At 66.7% G+C, this 17,257-nt stretch carries 15 protein-coding genes; 10 read left to right on the top strand and 5 right to left on the bottom strand.

Annotated features, from left to right (window positions below):
- The first annotated feature begins 16 nt into the window (after window positions 1-16).
- From DT073_RS10075 to glnA, 8 genes are all read left to right on the top strand, one after another.
- On the top strand, window positions 17-844 hold the full coding sequence (locus DT073_RS10075) for a carbohydrate ABC transporter permease (protein WP_240638571.1): 828 nt from the start codon (window positions 17-19) through the stop codon (window positions 842-844).
- Entirely contained in the window at window positions 841-1,713 is an 873-nt protein-coding gene (locus DT073_RS10080) for a carbohydrate ABC transporter permease (protein ID WP_124293272.1), read from the top strand. The genes DT073_RS10075 and DT073_RS10080 overlap by 4 nt, the downstream gene beginning before the upstream one ends.
- Window positions 1,714-1,718: 5 nt before the next feature.
- Window positions 1,719-2,774 (top strand): NAD-dependent epimerase/dehydratase family protein, encoded by a 1,056-nt coding sequence (locus DT073_RS10085; RefSeq protein WP_124293273.1) that lies wholly within the window; start codon window positions 1,719-1,721, stop codon window positions 2,772-2,774.
- Window positions 2,774-3,838, top strand: a complete 1,065-nt coding sequence (locus tag DT073_RS10090; RefSeq protein ID WP_124293274.1) for a dihydrodipicolinate synthase family protein — start codon at window positions 2,774-2,776, stop codon at window positions 3,836-3,838. Before DT073_RS10085 ends, DT073_RS10090 begins: the two co-directional genes overlap by 1 nt.
- Window positions 3,835-4,830 carry a hydroxyacid dehydrogenase gene (locus tag DT073_RS10095; RefSeq protein ID WP_124294462.1) on the top strand — a complete coding sequence of 332 codons (996 nt, stop codon included), beginning with the start codon at window positions 3,835-3,837 and terminating at the stop codon, window positions 4,828-4,830. The genes DT073_RS10090 and DT073_RS10095 overlap by 4 nt, the downstream gene beginning before the upstream one ends.
- Entirely contained in the window at window positions 4,830-5,747 is a 918-nt protein-coding gene (locus tag DT073_RS10100) for a Gfo/Idh/MocA family oxidoreductase (protein ID WP_124293275.1), read from the top strand. The genes DT073_RS10095 and DT073_RS10100 overlap by 1 nt, the downstream gene beginning before the upstream one ends.
- Window positions 5,748-5,766: 19 nt before the next feature.
- Window positions 5,767-8,211, top strand: a complete 2,445-nt coding sequence (locus tag DT073_RS10105; RefSeq protein WP_124293276.1) for a YncE family protein — start codon at window positions 5,767-5,769, stop codon at window positions 8,209-8,211.
- Window positions 8,212-8,342: 131 nt separating this feature from the next.
- Entirely contained in the window at window positions 8,343-9,767 is a 1,425-nt protein-coding gene (gene glnA, locus DT073_RS10110; RefSeq protein WP_124293277.1) for a type I glutamate--ammonia ligase, read from the top strand.
- A 377-nt stretch (window positions 9,768-10,144) separates the two neighbouring features.
- On the opposite strand, the gene DT073_RS10115 is transcribed toward glnA, so the two are convergent.
- On the bottom strand, window positions 10,145-10,402 hold the full coding sequence (locus tag DT073_RS10115; RefSeq protein WP_124293278.1) for a hypothetical protein: 258 nt from the start codon (window positions 10,400-10,402) through the stop codon (window positions 10,145-10,147).
- A gap of 310 nt (window positions 10,403-10,712) precedes the next feature.
- Between DT073_RS10115 and DT073_RS10120 the strand changes: the two genes are divergently transcribed.
- Window positions 10,713-10,946, top strand: coding sequence for a hypothetical protein (locus DT073_RS10120; protein ID WP_124293279.1), 234 nt, complete (start codon window positions 10,713-10,715; stop codon window positions 10,944-10,946).
- 32 nt (window positions 10,947-10,978) lie between these two features.
- Entirely contained in the window at window positions 10,979-12,325 is a 1,347-nt protein-coding gene (locus tag DT073_RS10125; RefSeq protein ID WP_240638572.1) for a hypothetical protein, read from the top strand.
- Window positions 12,326-12,717: 392 nt separating this feature from the next.
- Here DT073_RS10125 and DT073_RS10130 read toward each other — a convergent pair whose 3' ends face one another.
- The 4 genes from DT073_RS10130 to DT073_RS10145 form a co-directional block, all read right to left on the bottom strand.
- The gene (locus tag DT073_RS10130) at window positions 12,718-13,263 is read right to left on the bottom strand and encodes a DUF4352 domain-containing protein (RefSeq protein WP_124293280.1); all 546 of its coding nucleotides are present in this window, start codon (window positions 13,261-13,263) and stop codon (window positions 12,718-12,720) included.
- Window positions 13,260-13,934, bottom strand: coding sequence for a hypothetical protein (locus DT073_RS10135; RefSeq protein WP_240638573.1), 675 nt, complete (start codon window positions 13,932-13,934; stop codon window positions 13,260-13,262). The genes DT073_RS10130 and DT073_RS10135 overlap by 4 nt, the downstream gene beginning before the upstream one ends.
- Window positions 13,935-13,984: 50 nt before the next feature.
- The gene (locus DT073_RS10140) at window positions 13,985-14,188 is read right to left on the bottom strand and encodes a three-helix bundle dimerization domain-containing protein (RefSeq protein WP_124293281.1); all 204 of its coding nucleotides are present in this window, start codon (window positions 14,186-14,188) and stop codon (window positions 13,985-13,987) included.
- A 63-nt stretch (window positions 14,189-14,251) separates the two neighbouring features.
- Window positions 14,252-17,254 carry a bifunctional [glutamine synthetase] adenylyltransferase/[glutamine synthetase]-adenylyl-L-tyrosine phosphorylase gene (locus tag DT073_RS10145; protein ID WP_124293282.1) on the bottom strand — a complete coding sequence of 1,001 codons (3,003 nt, stop codon included), beginning with the start codon at window positions 17,252-17,254 and terminating at the stop codon, window positions 14,252-14,254.
- Window positions 17,255-17,257 lie beyond the last annotated feature (3 nt).

Below are 17,257 nucleotides of genomic sequence, written 5' to 3' on the forward strand. Positions count from 1 at the left end.
TGAAGCGCGCGTCGCCGTGTTGTTCGTTCTCCCGGCCCTGGTGCTCTTCATCGCGTTTCGTTTCGGCCCAACGCTCGCGGGCATCGCCCTGAGCTTCGTCGACTACCAGATCACGGGTGCCATCGAGTGGCGTGGTTTGGAGAACTTCAGGCGACTGGTGAGCGACCCCCTCTTTTGGCGAGCGCTCATCACGACGACCTTGTACACCGTTGTCGCCGTTCCCATGGGCATCGTGCTTTCGACCGCTCTCGCACTGGCCGTCAGAAGGTCCTTCCGTGGCTCCCGGTTCTTCCGATCGCTGTTCTTCCTACCGGTGATCACCTCGCTCGTGCTCGCGGGAGCTGTCTTCGTCTGGATCTTCTCCGCCAACGGACCCTGGTCGACCTTGATGACACCCTTGGGGCTCGGCGGATCCTGGCTCGCAAGCACGGTGCTGGTCATTCCGGCCATCGTCGTCGTGGGAGTGTGGTCGAGATTCGGGTACGGGATGATGATCCTCATCGCGGCGATGCAGGACATCCCCCGAGAGCTCGAAGAGGCCGCGTTGATGGACGGCGCAAACGCATGGCATCGCTTCCGGTGGATCTGTCTCCCCCATCTGCGCCCGACGCTCTTCTTTCTCGCTGTGATCGAGACGACCTATGCGTTCCAGGTGTTCGACGTCATCTATGTCATGACCCAGGGGGGCCCAGCGAACGCCAGCTACTCCCTCGTCTATCTCATCTACGACCAGGGCTTCAAGTACTTCGACTACGGATACGCAGCCGCGGTGGGCGTCGCGCTGTTCGTCATGACGCTGTTCGTCGCGCTGGTCCAGCGTCTCGTCATCGGAAGGCAGAAATGATCGCCCTCGCGCCGCCGTCTCGTATCCGGCATCGGTCCTATCGGGCACTCGAACCGCGCGGTGCGGGTATCGCGCTGCGATGGTTCGGCCTGAGTGTCGCGGCGTTGTTCAGCTTCTTCCCGTTCTACGCCATGGTCGTGCTGAGCTTGAAGCCGGGCGCCGTGGTCGAATTCCCAGGGTCATTGCTCCCCTGGGGCGAGTTGTCGATGGCGTCCTACGAGCAGGTGCTATCCGGGCAGAACATCGTGCTGTGGCTGTTCAACACGATGGTGTACTCGGTCGTGTCCGTCGTCGCGGTACTCCTGCTCTCGGCGTTCGCTGGCTATGCGTTCGCCAAGAAGCGCTTCGTCGGCCGTGAGGTGCTGTTCTGGTCATTCCTTGCAATGGTGATGGTTCCCTTCCAGGTCACGCTGATTCCGACCTTCATCCTGATTGCAGGCTTGGGTGGCGTCGACGAATACTGGGGGCTCATCCTTCCGACGCTCGCCAACGCCCAGGCGGTGTTCCTCATGCGGCAGTTCATCGCCGGTTTGCCCGACGAGCTGTTCGAGGCGGCGAAGATCGACGGCGCGGGAGAGTTTCGGATCATGATGCGCATCGTGCTGCCCTTGTGCAAGCCGATCCTCGCCACCCTGGGGATCTTCGTTTTCCTATGGCATTGGAATGACTTCTTATGGCCGCTCATCGTGGCCAAGTCCAATGACATGTTCACTCTCACCGTCGGGATTTCTTCTCTTCAGCAGCAGACAGTGCCGCTCAGCGTCATGTTGGCCGGATCCGTGGTCGCGCTGATACCGATCTTCCTTGCCTACCTCCTGGCTCAGCGATACGTCCAAGAGGGTGTAACGGCGACGGGCATCAAAGGGTGAAAGACATGATCGATAAGGAGCACATCGTGCAGACATCGGGTTTCACCTCCGAAAACGACCTGGAGGATGTGCTCACGCAGCCGAGCGCCGACCTCATCTCCGCGTCTCGTCAGGGGTCGGGAGACATCGCAATCCTCGGAGCCGGCGGAAAGATGGGACCGACGCTCGCTGTCCTGGCCCGCCGTGCGCTCGATATGGCGGGCAGATCACGAGACCGCGTATACGCGGTCTCACGATTCGCCGACACCACGGTGAGCAGTCGGCTGCGCGACGCCGGAGTGGATGTCCTCCCTTTCGATCTGATGGCGGAAGATGATTTCGCGGCTCTGCCGGACGCCTCCCAGGTGATCTTCATGGTCGGCGCGAAGTTCGGCGCCTCCCAGAACGCCTCTTGGGCATGGGCCATCAACGCGGCCCTACCGGATCGAGTGGCGCGACGTTACAGGACGACCCCGATCGTTGCGCTGTCCACCGGCAACGTTTATCCCTTCGTGACGGCGGGATCCGGCGGCGCTCGCGAGATCACGCCTCCCGATCCCATCGGAGAGTATGCGCAGTCCTGTCTGGGTCGAGAGCGAATCTTCCAATTCGCCGCAAACGAGCGAGGCACTCCCATCGCGATCATCAGATTGAATTACGCCGTCGATCTGCGCTACGGCGTCCTCGCCGATCTTGGGCGGGCCGTATTCGACCGTGAGCCGGTGTCTGTTGCGACGGGGAACGTGAACGTCGTCTGGCAGGGCTATGCCAACGATGTGATCCTCCGCGCCGCGCATCTCGCATCCCCCGACGTGTTCACTCTCAATCTGGCGGGACCCGAGACGCTCGGGGTCGAAGCGGTCGCACGACGATTCGGAGAGCTCTTCGACGTCGATATCGAGATCGTTGGTGAGCCCGAGCCGACCGCATTGCTCAGCGACTCTCGGAAGTGCATGGCGCTGTTCGGCTACCCGCCCGTCCCTGCCGACACCCTTATCTCCTGGCAGGCTGAGTGGATTGCCGCAGGCCTGCCATTGAGCGGAAAGCCCACGAAATGGGCTGTCAGGGATGGCCGATTCTGATGACAACCTCGACAACACTGCGTGCCAGAGCGGCGGCGACCCTTCAGCGCGGTGCCGTCATCCCCGCACACCCTCTCGCCTTGACCGCGGAGCGGCGGCTCGACGAACGCAGGCAGCGAGCTCTCACCCGCTATTACCTGGATGCCGGCGCCGGCGGCATCGCCATCGGCGTCCACACGACGCAGTTCGAGATCCGTGCTCCCGAGCATGCTCTTTTCGAGCCCGTTCTTGCGCTGGCCGCAGAGGAACTGGACAGAGGAGCCGCTGAGGATGTGATCCGAATCGCGGGCGTCGCGGGGAGCACCGTGCACGCTGTGGCTGAGGCAACGGTCGCTCGCGAGCTCGGATACGATGCGGTGCTCCTGAGCCCACGGGTTCCCGGTGCCGACGAGGACGGCCTCCTCGATCGCGCGCGGGCCGTCGGCGAGGTGCTCCCTGTGATCGGGTTCTACCTGCAGGCAGCGATCGGAGGTCCCGTCCTCCGACGGGAATTCTGGCGTCGCTTCGCGCAGATTCCCGCTGTTGTCGCCGTGAAGTCCGCGCCCTTCGATCGCTATCGGACACTTGACCTCGTCCGGGGTGTCGCCGAGTCGGGCCGAGCCGACGACATCGCGCTCTACACCGGGAATGACGACGCCATCGTGGCGGACCTGCTCGCCGAGTTCAACGTCGAGACACCCGCGGGGGCTCGGACGCTCCGTTTCGTCGGTGGTCTGCTCGGGCAGTGGGCGGTCGGGACGCGGAGTGCGGTGGGACTTCTGGAAGCCGCCCACAGCGCCGCCTCCGGGGACTGCGCGGCATATCGGAGGCTCGGCGCGATCGCAACAGATCTTGTCGACGTCAACCAAGCCATCTTCGACCCATCCCACCACTTCCGGGGCGTCATCGCCGGCGTCCACGAGGTGCTCCGACAACAGGGTCTTCTCGTCGGTACGTGGTGCCTCGACCCCGCGGAGGGTCTCTCGCCAGGACAGGCGGAAGAAATCGCACGGGTTCGCCGTCGGTACCCCGACCTGCACGACGACCACTTCGTCGCCGAGAACCTGGACAGGTGGATGAGATGAGCGCAACAACCATCGTCGCGGCGGTTCCCGCGGACCTGATGGACGAGCTCTTCGACGAGACCCATCTCGACTCGCTCGGGCGGATGGCCGGCCAGCTGGGGGGCGGGCCGATGATTCGCGTCGATGATCTCTGGTGCGATCTCGACATGCAGAACTGCGTCGTCCTGCTCACCAGCTGGGGAACGCCGCGCCTCACATCCGACATTCTCGATCGCTTCCCGAGTCTGCGGCTCGTTGCTCACACTGGCGCGAGCGTCCGACCTTTCGTCTCGGATGCTCTTTTCGAGCGCGGGATTCTGGTCACTCAGTCCGGTGCCGGGATGGCCCGTTCCGTGGCCGAAGTCTCATTGGCCTTCACCCTCGCTCTGCTTCATCGCATCCCTCAGATGCACGACGAGGTCCGGGGCGGCGGCTGGGGTAGTTCAGGACCCCAAAACGAGATCCTCGATGCGCCGATCGCCGTCATCGGCGCCTCTCGAACCGGCCGGGCTTATCTGAACCTGCTGCACGCGGTAGGCGCGCGGCCCGTCGTCGTCGACCCTACCCTCGGTACGGACGACGCCAAGGCGCTCGGCGCGGAGCTGGTGAGCCTTGACACAGCACTGACGGAATGCTCGATCGTCGCTCTTCATGCGCCGAGCCTTCCTCAGACACGCCACCTGATAGGCGCTCGTGAGCTAGCGCTCATGCCAGACGGCGCGGGCGTGGTGAACACCGCGAGGTCATGGCTCATCGATGAGCGTGCGCTTGTGGCCGAAGTGAGTTCGGGTCGGCTCTTCGCTGCTGTTGATGTCTTCGACGAGGAGCCGCTCTCATCGACGAGCCCATTCCGAACGCTGCCCGGCGTCCTGATCACTCCGCACCGTGCCGCGGGGACCGTACAGTGCCGACGTCGACAGGGACGCATCATCATCGACGAGATCGCGTCATTCCTCAACGGCGCACCGCTGCGCCATGCCGTGGATCTGACGTCTCTCGCGGTGATGGCCTGATGCGTGAACCCACGGTCGCTTTCGTCGGTCTGGCGCACACCCATCCATGGTTCGATGCGCCCTGTCTGCGTCGGGCGGGTGCACGTCTCAGCGGTGTCTGGGATCCCGATGCGGCAGATCGCTCAGCCTTCGCGCGCCGATTCGACATCCCGGAGTTCGAGGAGTTGTCGGCGCTGCTCGCAGACGAGCCCGACGTCGCCGTCGTGACGGTGCCCCCGATCGCCGCACCGCCGGTAGCTCGCACTCTCGCTCGTCGAGGGATCGCGTCGTTCTTTAACAAGACGGTCGGCGTGAATATGGCATCGTTCGATGCCTGGTCCTGCAGCGGCGACGCGCCCCGGACCACCTCGTCGGTCCTCCGGTTCGCTCCGGCCATCATCGATCTGGGGTGGCAATTGCGAACTCGCCGAGTCCACTCAATCGACATCTTCGTGCACCACGACATACGCCCTTACCTGAAGCCTTCGCGACGATGGCAAGACGATCCTGAGGGCGCCGGTGGCACGCTAATGAACGTAGGGATCCACGCCTGGGAGATCCTCGACGTCCTTCGCCCCGGCGTCCGCGTCCGCATCGACCACGCGTGGCGAACCGACGGCGGGGTGGCCACCCTGTCCGAACTCGCCGCCGGCGGAATCGGGTCCGACGTCGATTCGGAGACATCGGTTTCCGTGACAGTTTCCGGCACGCCGGGCCCCCAGCGCTTCCATGTACGGGCGATCACTGATCACGGGGTGGCAGAACTGACCGTCGCGGGCCACCCCGCTGATCTCGGGTTCGACGGCATATCTGCGGCGATTCTCCGCCTCGCCCGCACCCGCCGTGACCTCGCGGATCCGAGCCGGGTCAGATCCGTATACGCCAACGCATTCACCCTCGCCGTCAGTGCGCGTGCCGTCCCCCAACGTTTCGCGTGAACCAGATCGGAGAACATCGATGAACCAGAATCTGCTTCCTGAGCCGGCCCAGGCAGGCGAGTTGAGCCGCCGCGTCTTCCTCGGCGGACTCGTCGCGACGGGCATCGGCGCTGGACTGATCACTCCGAACAGAGCGGCGGCGACGCCCGCGGGGTCGGCGGCGAACCTGCTGACCAACGGCGGATTCGACGAGGTCGTCGAGGGCCTCCCGCGCGCATGGCGCGCTTTCGCCCCTGCGTCACTCCCACATGTCTCGTCGTCACAGTTGCGTGTTCGCTCCGAGGGATGGAGTCTGCGGTTGGCGGACCCCGACAGCTTCTCGGTGGTCGGGATGCGCAGTGAGCCTGTGCCCGTCACCGAGGGTGGGGTCTACGACGCCATGGCCCATGTCTATCTGGAGCGGGGCGAGGCCAGTCTGTATCTCGAATTCTGGGACGCCAGCGGCCAGCGCGTGTGGAACGAGTTCCGTACTGCCGCCATATCCGGAAGCTGGCAGCAACTCGACGTGAGAGGCGTCGCGCCGGCCGGAGCGATCGAAGCGACGGTCCTCGTCTACACCGCAAAGGGGAATGTCGGCGTCGGCTACTTCGACGACGCCTCGCTTGTGGCCGCGACTCCGCTGACCCCCGAGTTTTTCGGCCCGGCATCGCTCACGGCGGCTGTGCGTGGAGCGGTGCTTATCGGTGACGAGGTCGTCATCTCGTCACGTTACAAGACCACGGACGGGCGACTTCGTCTGGCGCGGGTCGACGCGCGTTCCGGCGCGGTCCTGGCCGTGCACGATCTCGACGTCGAGGGGAGCGGCGGCCACCGGCTGGCTTCGGACGGGCGCTACCTGTACATCGGTCCCTCCGGAAGCGCGTGGATCTGGCGCTTCGATCCGACCTCGGGATCGGTCTCCCGTTGGGTCCGCGTGGGGGCATCATCAACCTGGTATTACACCCTCCTCGTCGACGGTGATCACCTCTACCTCACCACCTACCCCGACTGCATGGTCAGGCGCGTACGTCTGAGCGACGGGTTGATCGAGACCTACGGACGGGTGTCGAGCTCGCTCTATGCGACCACTGTCGTCGTCGACGATGAGTTCGTGTACGGCGGCTCGGCTGCACCGGGAACACTCCTGCGCTGGCCCAAAGCGGGTGGTCCGGGGGTCGATCTCTCCTCTTTCCTCACCAGCTCGCCTGTGGGTATCCTCGCGATGATCGCGGCCAGTGGGATGATCCACGTGGCGTGCGGCCGAGAAGTGATATCCATGAACCCTGACGGATCGGGACGCGTGGCGCGATCGATTCCTGAGGCCGACAGGTACGTCGATCAACTAACCGCCGATGAACAGGGGCGGGTGTTTGGAGTTGCGCGCCTGACCTCCGCGGTTTACCGGATCGATGCGGACGTACTCGTGCCACTTGGCCGTCCTCTGGACAATGTCGAGAATCAGCTCCTAGCTGTGGCGCCTGACGGAGGACTCGTCGGCGTCAGCGGTCTCGGCCATGTCTGGCGCATCGTCGACGGCGACACCTCCGTGTGGGACACGGCCTTGACGGGATTCGGGTACCCGGAGGTTGCGCAGACCATGCTGCTGACCGCGCGGCAGCGCATCTGGGTGGGAGGGCACTTCGCCATGACCGTCCATCATCCGCCATCCGGAACGTCGCGGCGGTTTGCGGTCAACGGCGAACCTAAGGCGATGGTGGAGGGCCCCGACGGCACGGTCTACGCGGGCATGTACCCGACCGGGGAGATCATTGCCATCGATCCGGTTACCACCACGGTCACGCTGGTGGGCACGATCGGTAACGGCCAGATGCGGACTCGCGCCATGCACATGGACGCTGATCGCCGACAGCTCCTCGTGGCGTCGGGTCCGACCGGCGGAAATCACACGGGCGCCCTCAGTTTCATCAATCCTCGGACTGGGGAATTCGAGGTCCGAAAAGACTTACTGCCCGATCAGAGTGTGATGACGATTGCTGTGGCCGGTGCGACCGCGTACATCGCAGGAGACACCTACGGCGAGTCCACCGGTGGGCCGCGCCGAGCTGCCGCTCAGGTCGCTGCCGTCGACCTGAATACCCGCTCGCTCATTTGGAGTGAGGAACTGCGGCCCGACTGGCAGTCCTATGAGACCATCCATGTTGTCGAGGGTGTTCTCTTCCTCATGGCTCGACGTCCTCGAGGCCGTTGGTTCGCAATGGATCTGGCGTCGGGAAACACGCTCGCCGAAGGTGACTTGGGAGGGTATGGCGCTTTCGGATCATCGCGCGGCAGGATCTTCAGCTGGGTCCACTGGACAAACGACATCAGGCAACTTCCACTTGGTGATCAACGCGCCGGAAAGCTACTGCACACTGGCGTCCCGAACGGGTGGTACAACAGCCCGTTGTTCAATATCACGCCTGACGGTGCATCGACCTGGGGCATGCACGCGACGCACCTCGCCCGATTCCCGCTTCGAGCTTGACGCAAGCACCGCGCTCGGCGCGTAACATGCCGGAAACAAAGGTGTCACGGTCGGGCAATCCCCTGCCGATACGGTGCCTCAAGGCCCGCTCGACGGGCGGCAGTTCCCGATGCCCTACCTCTGGAGTCTCCATGTTCAGTGATTCATCCGAGGTGCTGCGGTTCATCAAGGACGAGGACGTCAAGTTCCTCGACATCCGTTTCACGGACCTCCCTGGTGTGCAGCAGCACTTCAACATTCCGGCCGCCACCGTCGACGAGGAGTTCTTCACCGTCGGGCAGCTGTTCGACGGCTCCTCGATCCGTGGGTTCGCGAACATCCACGAGTCCGACATGCAGCTCATCCCCGACGTGTCGACGGCCTACCTCGACCCGTTCCGCGAGGCGAAGACGCTCGTGATGGTCTTCGACATCTACAACCCGCGCAACGGCGAGATCTACGCCAAGGACCCGCGTCAGGTCGCCAAGAAGGCCGAGAAGTACCTCGCCTCCACCGGTATCGCCGACACCGCGTTCTTCGCTCCCGAGGCCGAGTTCTACATCTTCGACGACGTCCGCTACGAGGTGAAGCAGAACTCCAGCTTCTACTCCGTCGACTCCGAAGAGGGCGCCTGGAACACCGGCCGGGTCGAAGAGGGCGGCAACCTCGCCAACAAGACCCCCTACAAGGGGGGCTACTTCCCCGTCTCCCCCGTCGACAAGACCGCCGATCTGCGTGACGACATCAGCCTGAAGCTCATCGAGTCGGGCCTGCAGCTCGAGCGTGCGCACCACGAGGTGGGCACCGGCGGTCAGCAGGAGATCAACTACCGCTTCGACACGATGGTGCACGCGGCGGACGACATCCTGAAGTTCAAGTACATCGTGAAGAACACCGCCGAGCAGTGGGGCAAGGTCGCGACCTTCATGCCCAAGCCCCTCTTCGGCGACAACGGCTCGGGCATGCACACCCACCAGTCGCTGTGGAACGACGGCAAGCCGCTCTTCTACGACGAGAAGGGCTACGGCGGGCTGTCCGACATCGCCCGCTGGTACATCGGCGGCATCCTCGCGCACGCCCCGGCGGTTCTCGCGTTCACCAACCCCACGCTGAACAGCTACCACCGTCTGGTGAAGGGCTTCGAGGCCCCGGTGAACCTGGTCTACTCGGCGGGTAACCGCTCGGCGGCCATCCGCATCCCGATCACGGGCTCCAACCCCAAGGCCAAGCGCATCGAGTTCCGTGCGCCGGATGCCTCGGGCAATCCCTACCTGGCCTTCGCGGCCCAGCTCATGGCGGGGATCGACGGCATCAAGAACCGCATCGAGCCCCACGAGCCGGTCGACAAGGACCTCTACGAGCTCCCGCCCGAGGAAGCCAAGGGCATCCCCCAGGTGCCGAACTCGCTGCAGGACTCGCTCGACGCCCTCGCGGCCGACCACCAGTTCCTCCTCGAGGGCGGCGTGTTCACGCCGGAGCTCATCGAGACCTGGATCGAGTACAAGATCGAGAACGAGATCCGGCCGATGGCGCAGCGCCCGCACCCGTTCGAGTTCGAGCTGTACTTCGGGGTCTGACACCAAGCACGAGCTCCACTCCTCCGGGAGTCCGCGACATCACGCGGACTCCCGGAGGAGTTTCGTATCCCCGCCGTTGCCCCGGCCATGGGTCGTCGACAGTCAGGGGTGGGCGCGTTCACCCGCCTGGGCAGTCGCAGTCTCCACCGCTGGCGCACTGACAGGGCAGAACTGGATAGTCCTCCTCGGTGACTCTGAGGCGAACGTCGAGCTCATCGAGGGGAACGGCGCGCGTCGCATCGTCGAATCCGGGCAGAGCGGGCGGCTCGGTCGGCCCCCCGTCGCCGCAGTCGGCCGGTTCGGTGAGGATGGTCGCCTCGTTCTGCGGGAAGACGAGGGTGAAGCAGACGGCAGCGGTGCTCTTAAACGCGGTCACTTCAGGTGATGGGGGCTTGCTTGCCCGCGTCAGCTCCGTGCTCGTCCTCGAAACGTCGGAGCGCAGCCTGGCCGGCGAGAATGCGCGTGATGCCGAACACGATCAGACAGACCGCGACGACGCCGACTGCAATGGCGACCACCGCGGCCCATTGCCCCCGCGCGTCGCTTTGGAGTCCGAAGTTCACGGCAGCGACGATGTTGATTGCCCCGATGACGACGAAGAGCCAGCCCGAGTTCCTCGCCCGCTCGAGCTTCATCCGCTCCGTTGCCGGCAGCACGAATCAGTGGCCTCCGATGGCGGAGCTTCCGCCGTGGCGGCGTTGGTCCGTCGGCGGCATGTGCGGGACCGAGGGCGGCTCCGACCCGCCTGCGCGTGCCGAGCGGGTCTCGTAGGTGTCAGCGGGAGGCCGGATCCATCCGACGACCCGTTGCCACAATGAACGATTCGTCGAAGCCATGTCCTTGATCTTCCCACTACCCGCCCGAAGCCGGCGTATCACCCGGCCCGCTCCAGGGCTCTCCCTCGTGTGCGCACGAGTGCACGCTTACGCAGGGAAAGGCGACATCATGGCGATCAACGACGACGCGCAGAACACCGGCGAGAAGGCATCGGGTCCCTTCGTGATGCTGGTCAACGCCGACGGCACCCCCTTCACCGGCTACGCCGAGGACGGCGGCGGGATCGGCGGGCACCTGCTCGGTCAGGTCTGTCACAGTCACGTCCTCACCGAGGTCTACGCCGACTTCGACGGCGAGGGGCACCTCGCCGGCATGCACACCCACGACGTCGGCAGCTGCTGAGCCACCGCCCCGCACACCGCTACGGTGTAACGGTGTGGGAGATCGTCCGTATGGGGCTTCGACTCCTCGTCGCACATTGGCCTGCCCTTCTGGCGTGGTATCTCGCAGGCTCGTTCGGGCGATACCTGTCGATCCAGCTGGCGGGATTCGTGGGCGGGTACACCGCGCTCGGAGGCATCCTGCTCCTCCCGTTGGCGATCCTCGCCAAGCTCGTCAGCCTCGTGGCGATGTTCCTCGTCCTGAGGGACGGGATGCTGCGACTGAACGCGATCGCACCGACCCCGGTCGACCGTGCCGAGCGCCTCCGGTCGTTCCGCGACGCGCTGCTCTCGGCGGTTCTGCCGTTCATCGCTGTCTACGCCGTACTCGGCTTCCTCGTCGAGGATGTCACCGCCTACCTGCGGGTGGCACTGGCGGTGCAGACCGATCGCCAATGGGCGGCCATCGTGGAAGAGTCCGAGGTCGACACCTCCGGCGCGGTGGACAGCCTCGGTTGGGAGCCCTGGACGATCGTCGTCGTCATGCTCGCGTTCGCCGGTCGTTGGGCGTGGAAGCGCTGGGGATCCTCGCTCCCCCGGTGGACGGCGCTCGTCGCGACGTACCTCGAGGCGCTCTGGATCTTCCTCGTCGCCTATTTCATCGGTGAGGCCCTCGGGCAGGTGACGGCCTGGATCGCTACGCGCCAGGCGATGGTGTGGGTGGCCGACCTCCGGCAGGCCGTCGGAGACCTCTTCGCGCCGCTCGGATGGACCTGGGACGCCGTGGAGTGGCTCATCGGTGAGGCAGGCGGCGTGCTCTTCGTTCCGCTCGCATGGCTGACGATCGCGGGCGTCATCTACGGACGCACCGTGTCACCGCAGGGTGCGCAGCTGCGTGGCGCTCTCGTCGACCGCGCCCGGTCGCGCTACGGGACCCTTCCCCAGCGACTCCGCCGCCGCCTCGTGGATCTCGGATCGGAGGTCGGCGGTCGGTTCCGCCCGATCTGGCAGGCGATCCTGCTCATGTGGCGCGGCGGACCGATCCTGGTCGGCGGGTACGTGCTGCTCTACACCGTCATCCTCTTCGTCGGGGAAGGGCTGCGCGTGCTCCTCACCCGACTGGTCGGGCCCCACGACCTGTTCGATTTCTGGGTCATCGCCGCCACGCCGCTCTTCCTCGTCGTCCCGCTCATCGTCGAGCCGCTGCGCACCGTCCTCATCGCCGCGACGTACGACGCGACGGTGGGTGCGCTCATCGGGGCGCCGGTGGTGTCGTCAGGGGATGACCTCGAGTCGGAGGAAGCCCGGCAGCTCGTTCGGGACGGTGAGCTCGACGCCGAACGGACCGCGAGCGTCGTCGGGGACGAGGTAGGGCACCTCGAGGGTGAACGGGGCCTCTGAACCGGTCTCGCAGGAGCTCGGCTGCTCGTAGCGCCAGTCCACCTCGGTCGTCGCGGCACCCCACTCGCGGCCCGCGCCGCCGAGCTCGCGAAGGACCGGGGTGGTGCACCCGGGGGTCTCTGCGGCTGGGTCGACGGGGATCTCGATGACGAGCACGCGGGTTCCGGCCGGTGCGTCGGCGGCGAACGCTCCGGTCTCGTCGACCGCCGTCGCCGGACCCCAGGACGCTCCGGCCCAGTCGATGCTCTCGCCTGCGGTGGCCGTGGTGGGGAACACGGGGTCGGCCTGACTCCAGCGCCACCACTCGACCCCCATCGGGATGAGAACCGTAGCCGGGAGCAGAATCGCGACCGCACCCAGTGCGAGGGCGTTGCGTCGCCACCATCCGCGTCTCATCGCTTCGCCCATCCCGTCTCGAGCAGCTCGACCTCGTCCTGGAGCTCCAGCGAGGCCAGATCCAGGTCGAGGGTCACGGCGCTGTCGAGCCTCGGGTCGTCGTACAGCCCCAGCTCGAGCGTGGCGGCGCGGCGTACGACGTCGCTCGGGATCTCGAAGGCAAGACTCCCCTGCCGCGGGATCCCCGGCGTCAGCACGCTGCCGAACAGCGACGGCGGCCGTTCGCTCGCGCGGTAGGTGAGACCGTCGACCGTGAGCTCTGCGCGGGCGAGCCTCGTGCCGGTCTCCTCCCGCGTCGCCTCTGCCTCGAGGTCGACGATGAGCCAGGTGCCTTCGGCGGACCAGCCGCCCGCGACCGCGCTCGAGGCGAGCTGTACGTCGGTGACGGCTACGGCGAAGCCCCGCGCCGTCACGGTCCGGTCGATCTCCGCGGCGAGCGGGAACGGGGCCTCGGCGTCGTCCTGGGTGGGGGTGATCTGGATGACACCCCAGGCCCCCACCATGAGCGTCAGACCGATCGCCCAGGCCAGCCACCGCCTCATCCTTCTTCGCCTTCGGCGTCTGCGCCGGCACCGACATCGGTCACTTCCAGCGTCATCGTTGCGGCCGTGACGGGCGTCTCCCAGTACTCGCCGGCGATGACGAGCTCGCCCCTGCGGAGACTGAGATCCCGCAGGACGACCTCGATCTCGTCGCCGTCCGCCAGAGCATCGCGGTCGACCGCCCAGGTGAGGACCAACTCTGCCGGAACGCGCGGCTGCAGATACGGAGAGAACGTGGTGTCGTCGAAGCGCGCGATGGCCGCTGCGGGTTCATCCCTCAGCTCGGCGATGCGCACCCCGGCACTCAGCCCGCTGAGTCCCTCGGACGGCAGTGCCCGATCCCAGACGTTCTCGGCGGTGAGGACCACCGCCAGCACACGCTGACCGGGCTCGACGGTGATCCCCGCCTCGGGGAGCTCGTCGATGAGGACGGCACGCTCGACGGTGAGCGCGAACTGGGCGTTGACGTGGGTCTCTCCCGCCTCGAGCTCGGGATGCGGAGGGACGGCGGCCTGTGCGAGGCCGCCGAACGCAGCGGTGGCCGCGAGGAACGTCGCCGTCAGGATGCCGGCGAACCAGCCGGTGGGGATGCGATCCCAGGTGCGTGCCAGCCAGGATGTACGAGACGGCCGCGCCGGATCGGGGGCCGGGGTCTCGGGTGGGGCCGTCACGCCGAAACCCTATCCCGGAAGCGGTTCGGTCCGATGACGCCGCCCGGTGACTATCGCGAGCGATCGAGGAAAGCCCGCGCCTCGCGTTCGACCAGCACCGGTACGAAATCGCGCACTTTCGCGCCGCCGAAGTGCTGGCGTGCGCTGTCCACAGCTGTCCGGATGTCGTCGGGAGAGGCCTGCGGGTAGCGCTCGCGCAGGCGATCGGCGATCTCGGCGAACACGACGTCCTCGTCGGGGATCTCACGAGTCATGACTGAAGGATGCGCCTGAATCGTTCTCAGGCGCAAGATCGGGTTTCCGTGCGTGCTGCTCGCTCAGCCGTAGAAGAGTCGCTCGAAGCTTCGTCGGGCCCGACGTGCCGTGCGCAGCCAGTCCTCCTCGACCTGTGTCGCCGATCGCGGTGGGTACTCCAGCAGTCGGCCGATGCCGTCCAGCTTCTTCCGGTCCGTCGGCAGCACGTCGCTCGTCTGTCCGGACAGGAGGGTGTTGGCCGAGCGTAGACGGCTGGCGAGCCGCCACGCCTCGAACAGGCGCGCGGCATCCGCCTCGGGAACGATGCCGGCATCCTTCGCCGCCGTCAGCGCGATGGTGGTCGAGGTGGTGCGCAACGCCGGCACGGTGTGGGCGTACTGCAGCTGCAGCAGCTGGACGAGCCACTCCACGTCGCTGAGGCCGCCGGGTCCGAGCTTGAGATGCCGTGCCGGATCGGCCCCCTGCGGCAGGCGCTCGTTCTCGACCCGGGCCTTGATCCGCTTGATCTCGCGGAGCCCGGCCGGGTCGGGCGATGCGGGGTAGCGCACCTCGTTGGCGAGCCCGGTGAACGCGGTGATGAGTTTGACGCTGCCTGCCACGCCTCGGGCGCGCAGGAGCGCCTGGGCCTCCCACGACAGCGACCAGCGGCGGTAGTACTCCTCGAACGCGTCCAGCGATCTCGCAAGCGGCCCGTTGCGCCCCTCGGGGCGCAGCCCCGCATCGAGGTCGAGCGGTGCACGATGATCCTCGGAGTACTGCCGCAGCGCTCCCACGAGCTGCAGAGCCTTGCGCGCCGCCCGCTCGGGATCCAACCCGTTCGGGCGGTAGACGTACATGACATCGGCGTCCGAGCCGAACCCGAGCTCGGCTCCGCCGAACCGTCCCATGGCGATCACCGAGAAATCCAGCGGCTCATCCTCGGGATCGAGAACGTCGCGTCGGACGGCCCGCAGCGTCGCCTGGATGGTGACTTCGGTGATCGTGGTCAGGGCATCGGCAAGTTCCTCGATCGTGAGGGTGCCGACGATCGCCGCCATGGCCGTGCGCAGAAGCTCGCGGCGTCGAAGCGCCCGCACGGCTCGCATCGCGTCGTCGACGGTCTCGTGGCGGGTCTGGATGGCCCGCGCCTCCTCCTGAAGCGCGAGGCCGCTGCGGGGTCGGAGCAGATCAGGGTCATCCAGCCACGCCGCCGACTCGGGGATCCACTCCATCAGCTCTCCGACGTACCGCGAGCCCGACAGTACGCGGGTGAGGCTCTCGGCCGCTCCTGACGAGTCGCGGAGCATGCGGAGGAACCACGGAGTGTCGCCCAGCCGCTCGCTGATGCGGCGGAAGGCAAGCAGCCCGTAGTCGGGGTCGACGCCGTCGGCGAACCAGCGGATCATCACCGGCATGAGGTGCCGTTGGATCGTCGCCTTCCGGCTGAGTCCGCTCGTGAGCGCACCGATGTGGCGCAGCGCCCCGGCAGGATCGGTGAAGCCGATCGCCGCCAGTCGGTCGTGAGCCTGCGCCGGTGAGAGCGACCGTTCGGCCTCGGGAAGGCTTGCGACCGCGGAGAGCAGGGGACGATAGAACAGGCGGACGTGGATATCGCGGACCTCGCGCTTGGTCGCCTCCCATGTCTGCCACACCCGCTCCCCCGTCTCGGCGAGCCCCGTGGCGCGTGCCAGCACGCGCAGCTCGTCAGCATCCCGCGGCATGAGATGCGTGCGGCGGAGGTTCCTCAGCTGCATCCGATGTTCCAACAGACGGAGCCTGCGGTAGTCGCGAGAGAACGCGGATGCTTCGGCGCGTCCGATGTAGCCCTCCGATGCGAGGGCTTCGAGGGCCGGCAGCGTTCCGCGCTGCCGGATCCGGTCGTCGCTCAGGCCATGGACCAGCTGGAGCAGCTGGACGGTGAACTCCACGTCCCGGATGCCACCGGGTCCCAGCTTGATCTGGACCGCGACCTCGTCGGCGGGGATGTGCTCGGTGACCCGCTCACGCATGCGCTGGACGCTGTCGACGAAGTTCTCGCGCGCCGCGCTCGTCCACACCTTCGGCGCGAGGGCGGCGACGTACTCCTCGCCGAGCGCGACGTCTCCCGCCAGCGGTCGGGCTTTCAGCAGCGCCTGGAACTCCCAGCTCTTCGCCCAGCGCTCGTAGTACGACAGGTGCGAGCCGAGTGTGCGCACCAGCGCACCCTGCTTGCCCTCCGGGCGCAGGTTGGCGTCCACCTCCCACAGCGGGGGCTCGATCTCGGCGCCCGAGATGCCGCGCATGGTCTGGACGGCGAGCCGAGTGGCGATGTCGACGACGCGGCTCTCGCCGATCTCCTCGATGATGTCGTCGTCGGCGCCGGCGACGAAGATGACGTCGACGTCGCTGACATAGTTGAGCTCGCGTGCCCCGGCCTTCCCCATGCCGATGACGGCGAGGTTCGTGCGCGCCACCTGCTCGACCGGGAACAGGCCCGCCCCGGCGGCCCCGCGCGACACACGGGTCCGCGCGACGGCGAGCGAGGCTTCCAGCGCCGCACCGGCGGCATCCGCGAGGCGTGCGGCCACGTCGGGGATCACCTCGAGCGGTTCGGGATGCAGCAGATCGAACGCCGCGATCTGGGCGAGGAGGCGCCGGTAGCGTACCCGCAGTCTCACCCAGGACTCTTCTGTGCCCTCTGCGGCGAAGCCGTCCTCGGCGCCGATGGCCTCGAGCATCTCCTCGCGCAGGGATGCCGGGCTCGGGAGGGCGAGCCCGGCGTCGACGAGGTGGATCAGTTCGTCGGGGCGTCGCAGGAAGAACTCTGCGAACCCCGTCGAGGCCCCGAGGAGCGCCCACAGGGCGCGCCATCCCTGTGGGTCGGCATGGATCCGGCGCACCGGCTGCGGATCGCGCCGGGCGATGCGTGTGAGTGCCAGGAGCGCGCCGTCCGGATCCGCGGCGGACGCGGCAGCACGGAGCAGATCGGAGCGGGGTACCGTGATGGCCGCGGCCAGCTCTTCCAACAGCTCGGCGCTCTCCGAGAGCGCGCTGAACCCGAGCCGAGCGAGCTCGGTGAGAGACGACGTGCGCTCGCCCGTGCTCATGGG

This window comes from Microbacterium sp. ABRD28 (assembly GCF_003850245.1).
Taxonomy (GTDB): domain Bacteria; phylum Actinomycetota; class Actinomycetes; order Actinomycetales; family Microbacteriaceae; genus Microbacterium.

Coding starts and splice junctions, on each gene's coding strand:
- DT073_RS10080 (WP_124293272.1), top strand. CDS start 841: ATGATCGCCCTCGCGCCGCCGTCTCGTATCCGGCATCGGTCCTATCGG.
- DT073_RS10085 (WP_124293273.1), top strand. CDS start 1,719: ATGATCGATAAGGAGCACATCGTGCAGACATCGGGTTTCACCTCCGAA.
- DT073_RS10090 (WP_124293274.1), top strand. CDS start 2,774: ATGACAACCTCGACAACACTGCGTGCCAGAGCGGCGGCGACCCTTCAG.
- DT073_RS10095 (WP_124294462.1), top strand. CDS start 3,835: ATGAGCGCAACAACCATCGTCGCGGCGGTTCCCGCGGACCTGATGGAC.
- DT073_RS10100 (WP_124293275.1), top strand. CDS start 4,830: ATGCGTGAACCCACGGTCGCTTTCGTCGGTCTGGCGCACACCCATCCA.
- DT073_RS10105 (WP_124293276.1), top strand. CDS start 5,767: ATGAACCAGAATCTGCTTCCTGAGCCGGCCCAGGCAGGCGAGTTGAGC.
- glnA (WP_124293277.1), top strand. CDS start 8,343: ATGTTCAGTGATTCATCCGAGGTGCTGCGGTTCATCAAGGACGAGGAC.
- DT073_RS10115 (WP_124293278.1), bottom strand. CDS start 10,402: ATGAAGCTCGAGCGGGCGAGGAACTCGGGCTGGCTCTTCGTCGTCATC.
- DT073_RS10120 (WP_124293279.1), top strand. CDS start 10,713: ATGGCGATCAACGACGACGCGCAGAACACCGGCGAGAAGGCATCGGGT.
- DT073_RS10130 (WP_124293280.1), bottom strand. CDS start 13,263: ATGAGGCGGTGGCTGGCCTGGGCGATCGGTCTGACGCTCATGGTGGGG.
- DT073_RS10140 (WP_124293281.1), bottom strand. CDS start 14,188: ATGACTCGTGAGATCCCCGACGAGGACGTCGTGTTCGCCGAGATCGCC.
- DT073_RS10145 (WP_124293282.1), bottom strand. CDS start 17,254: ATGAGCACGGGCGAGCGCACGTCGTCTCTCACCGAGCTCGCTCGGCTC.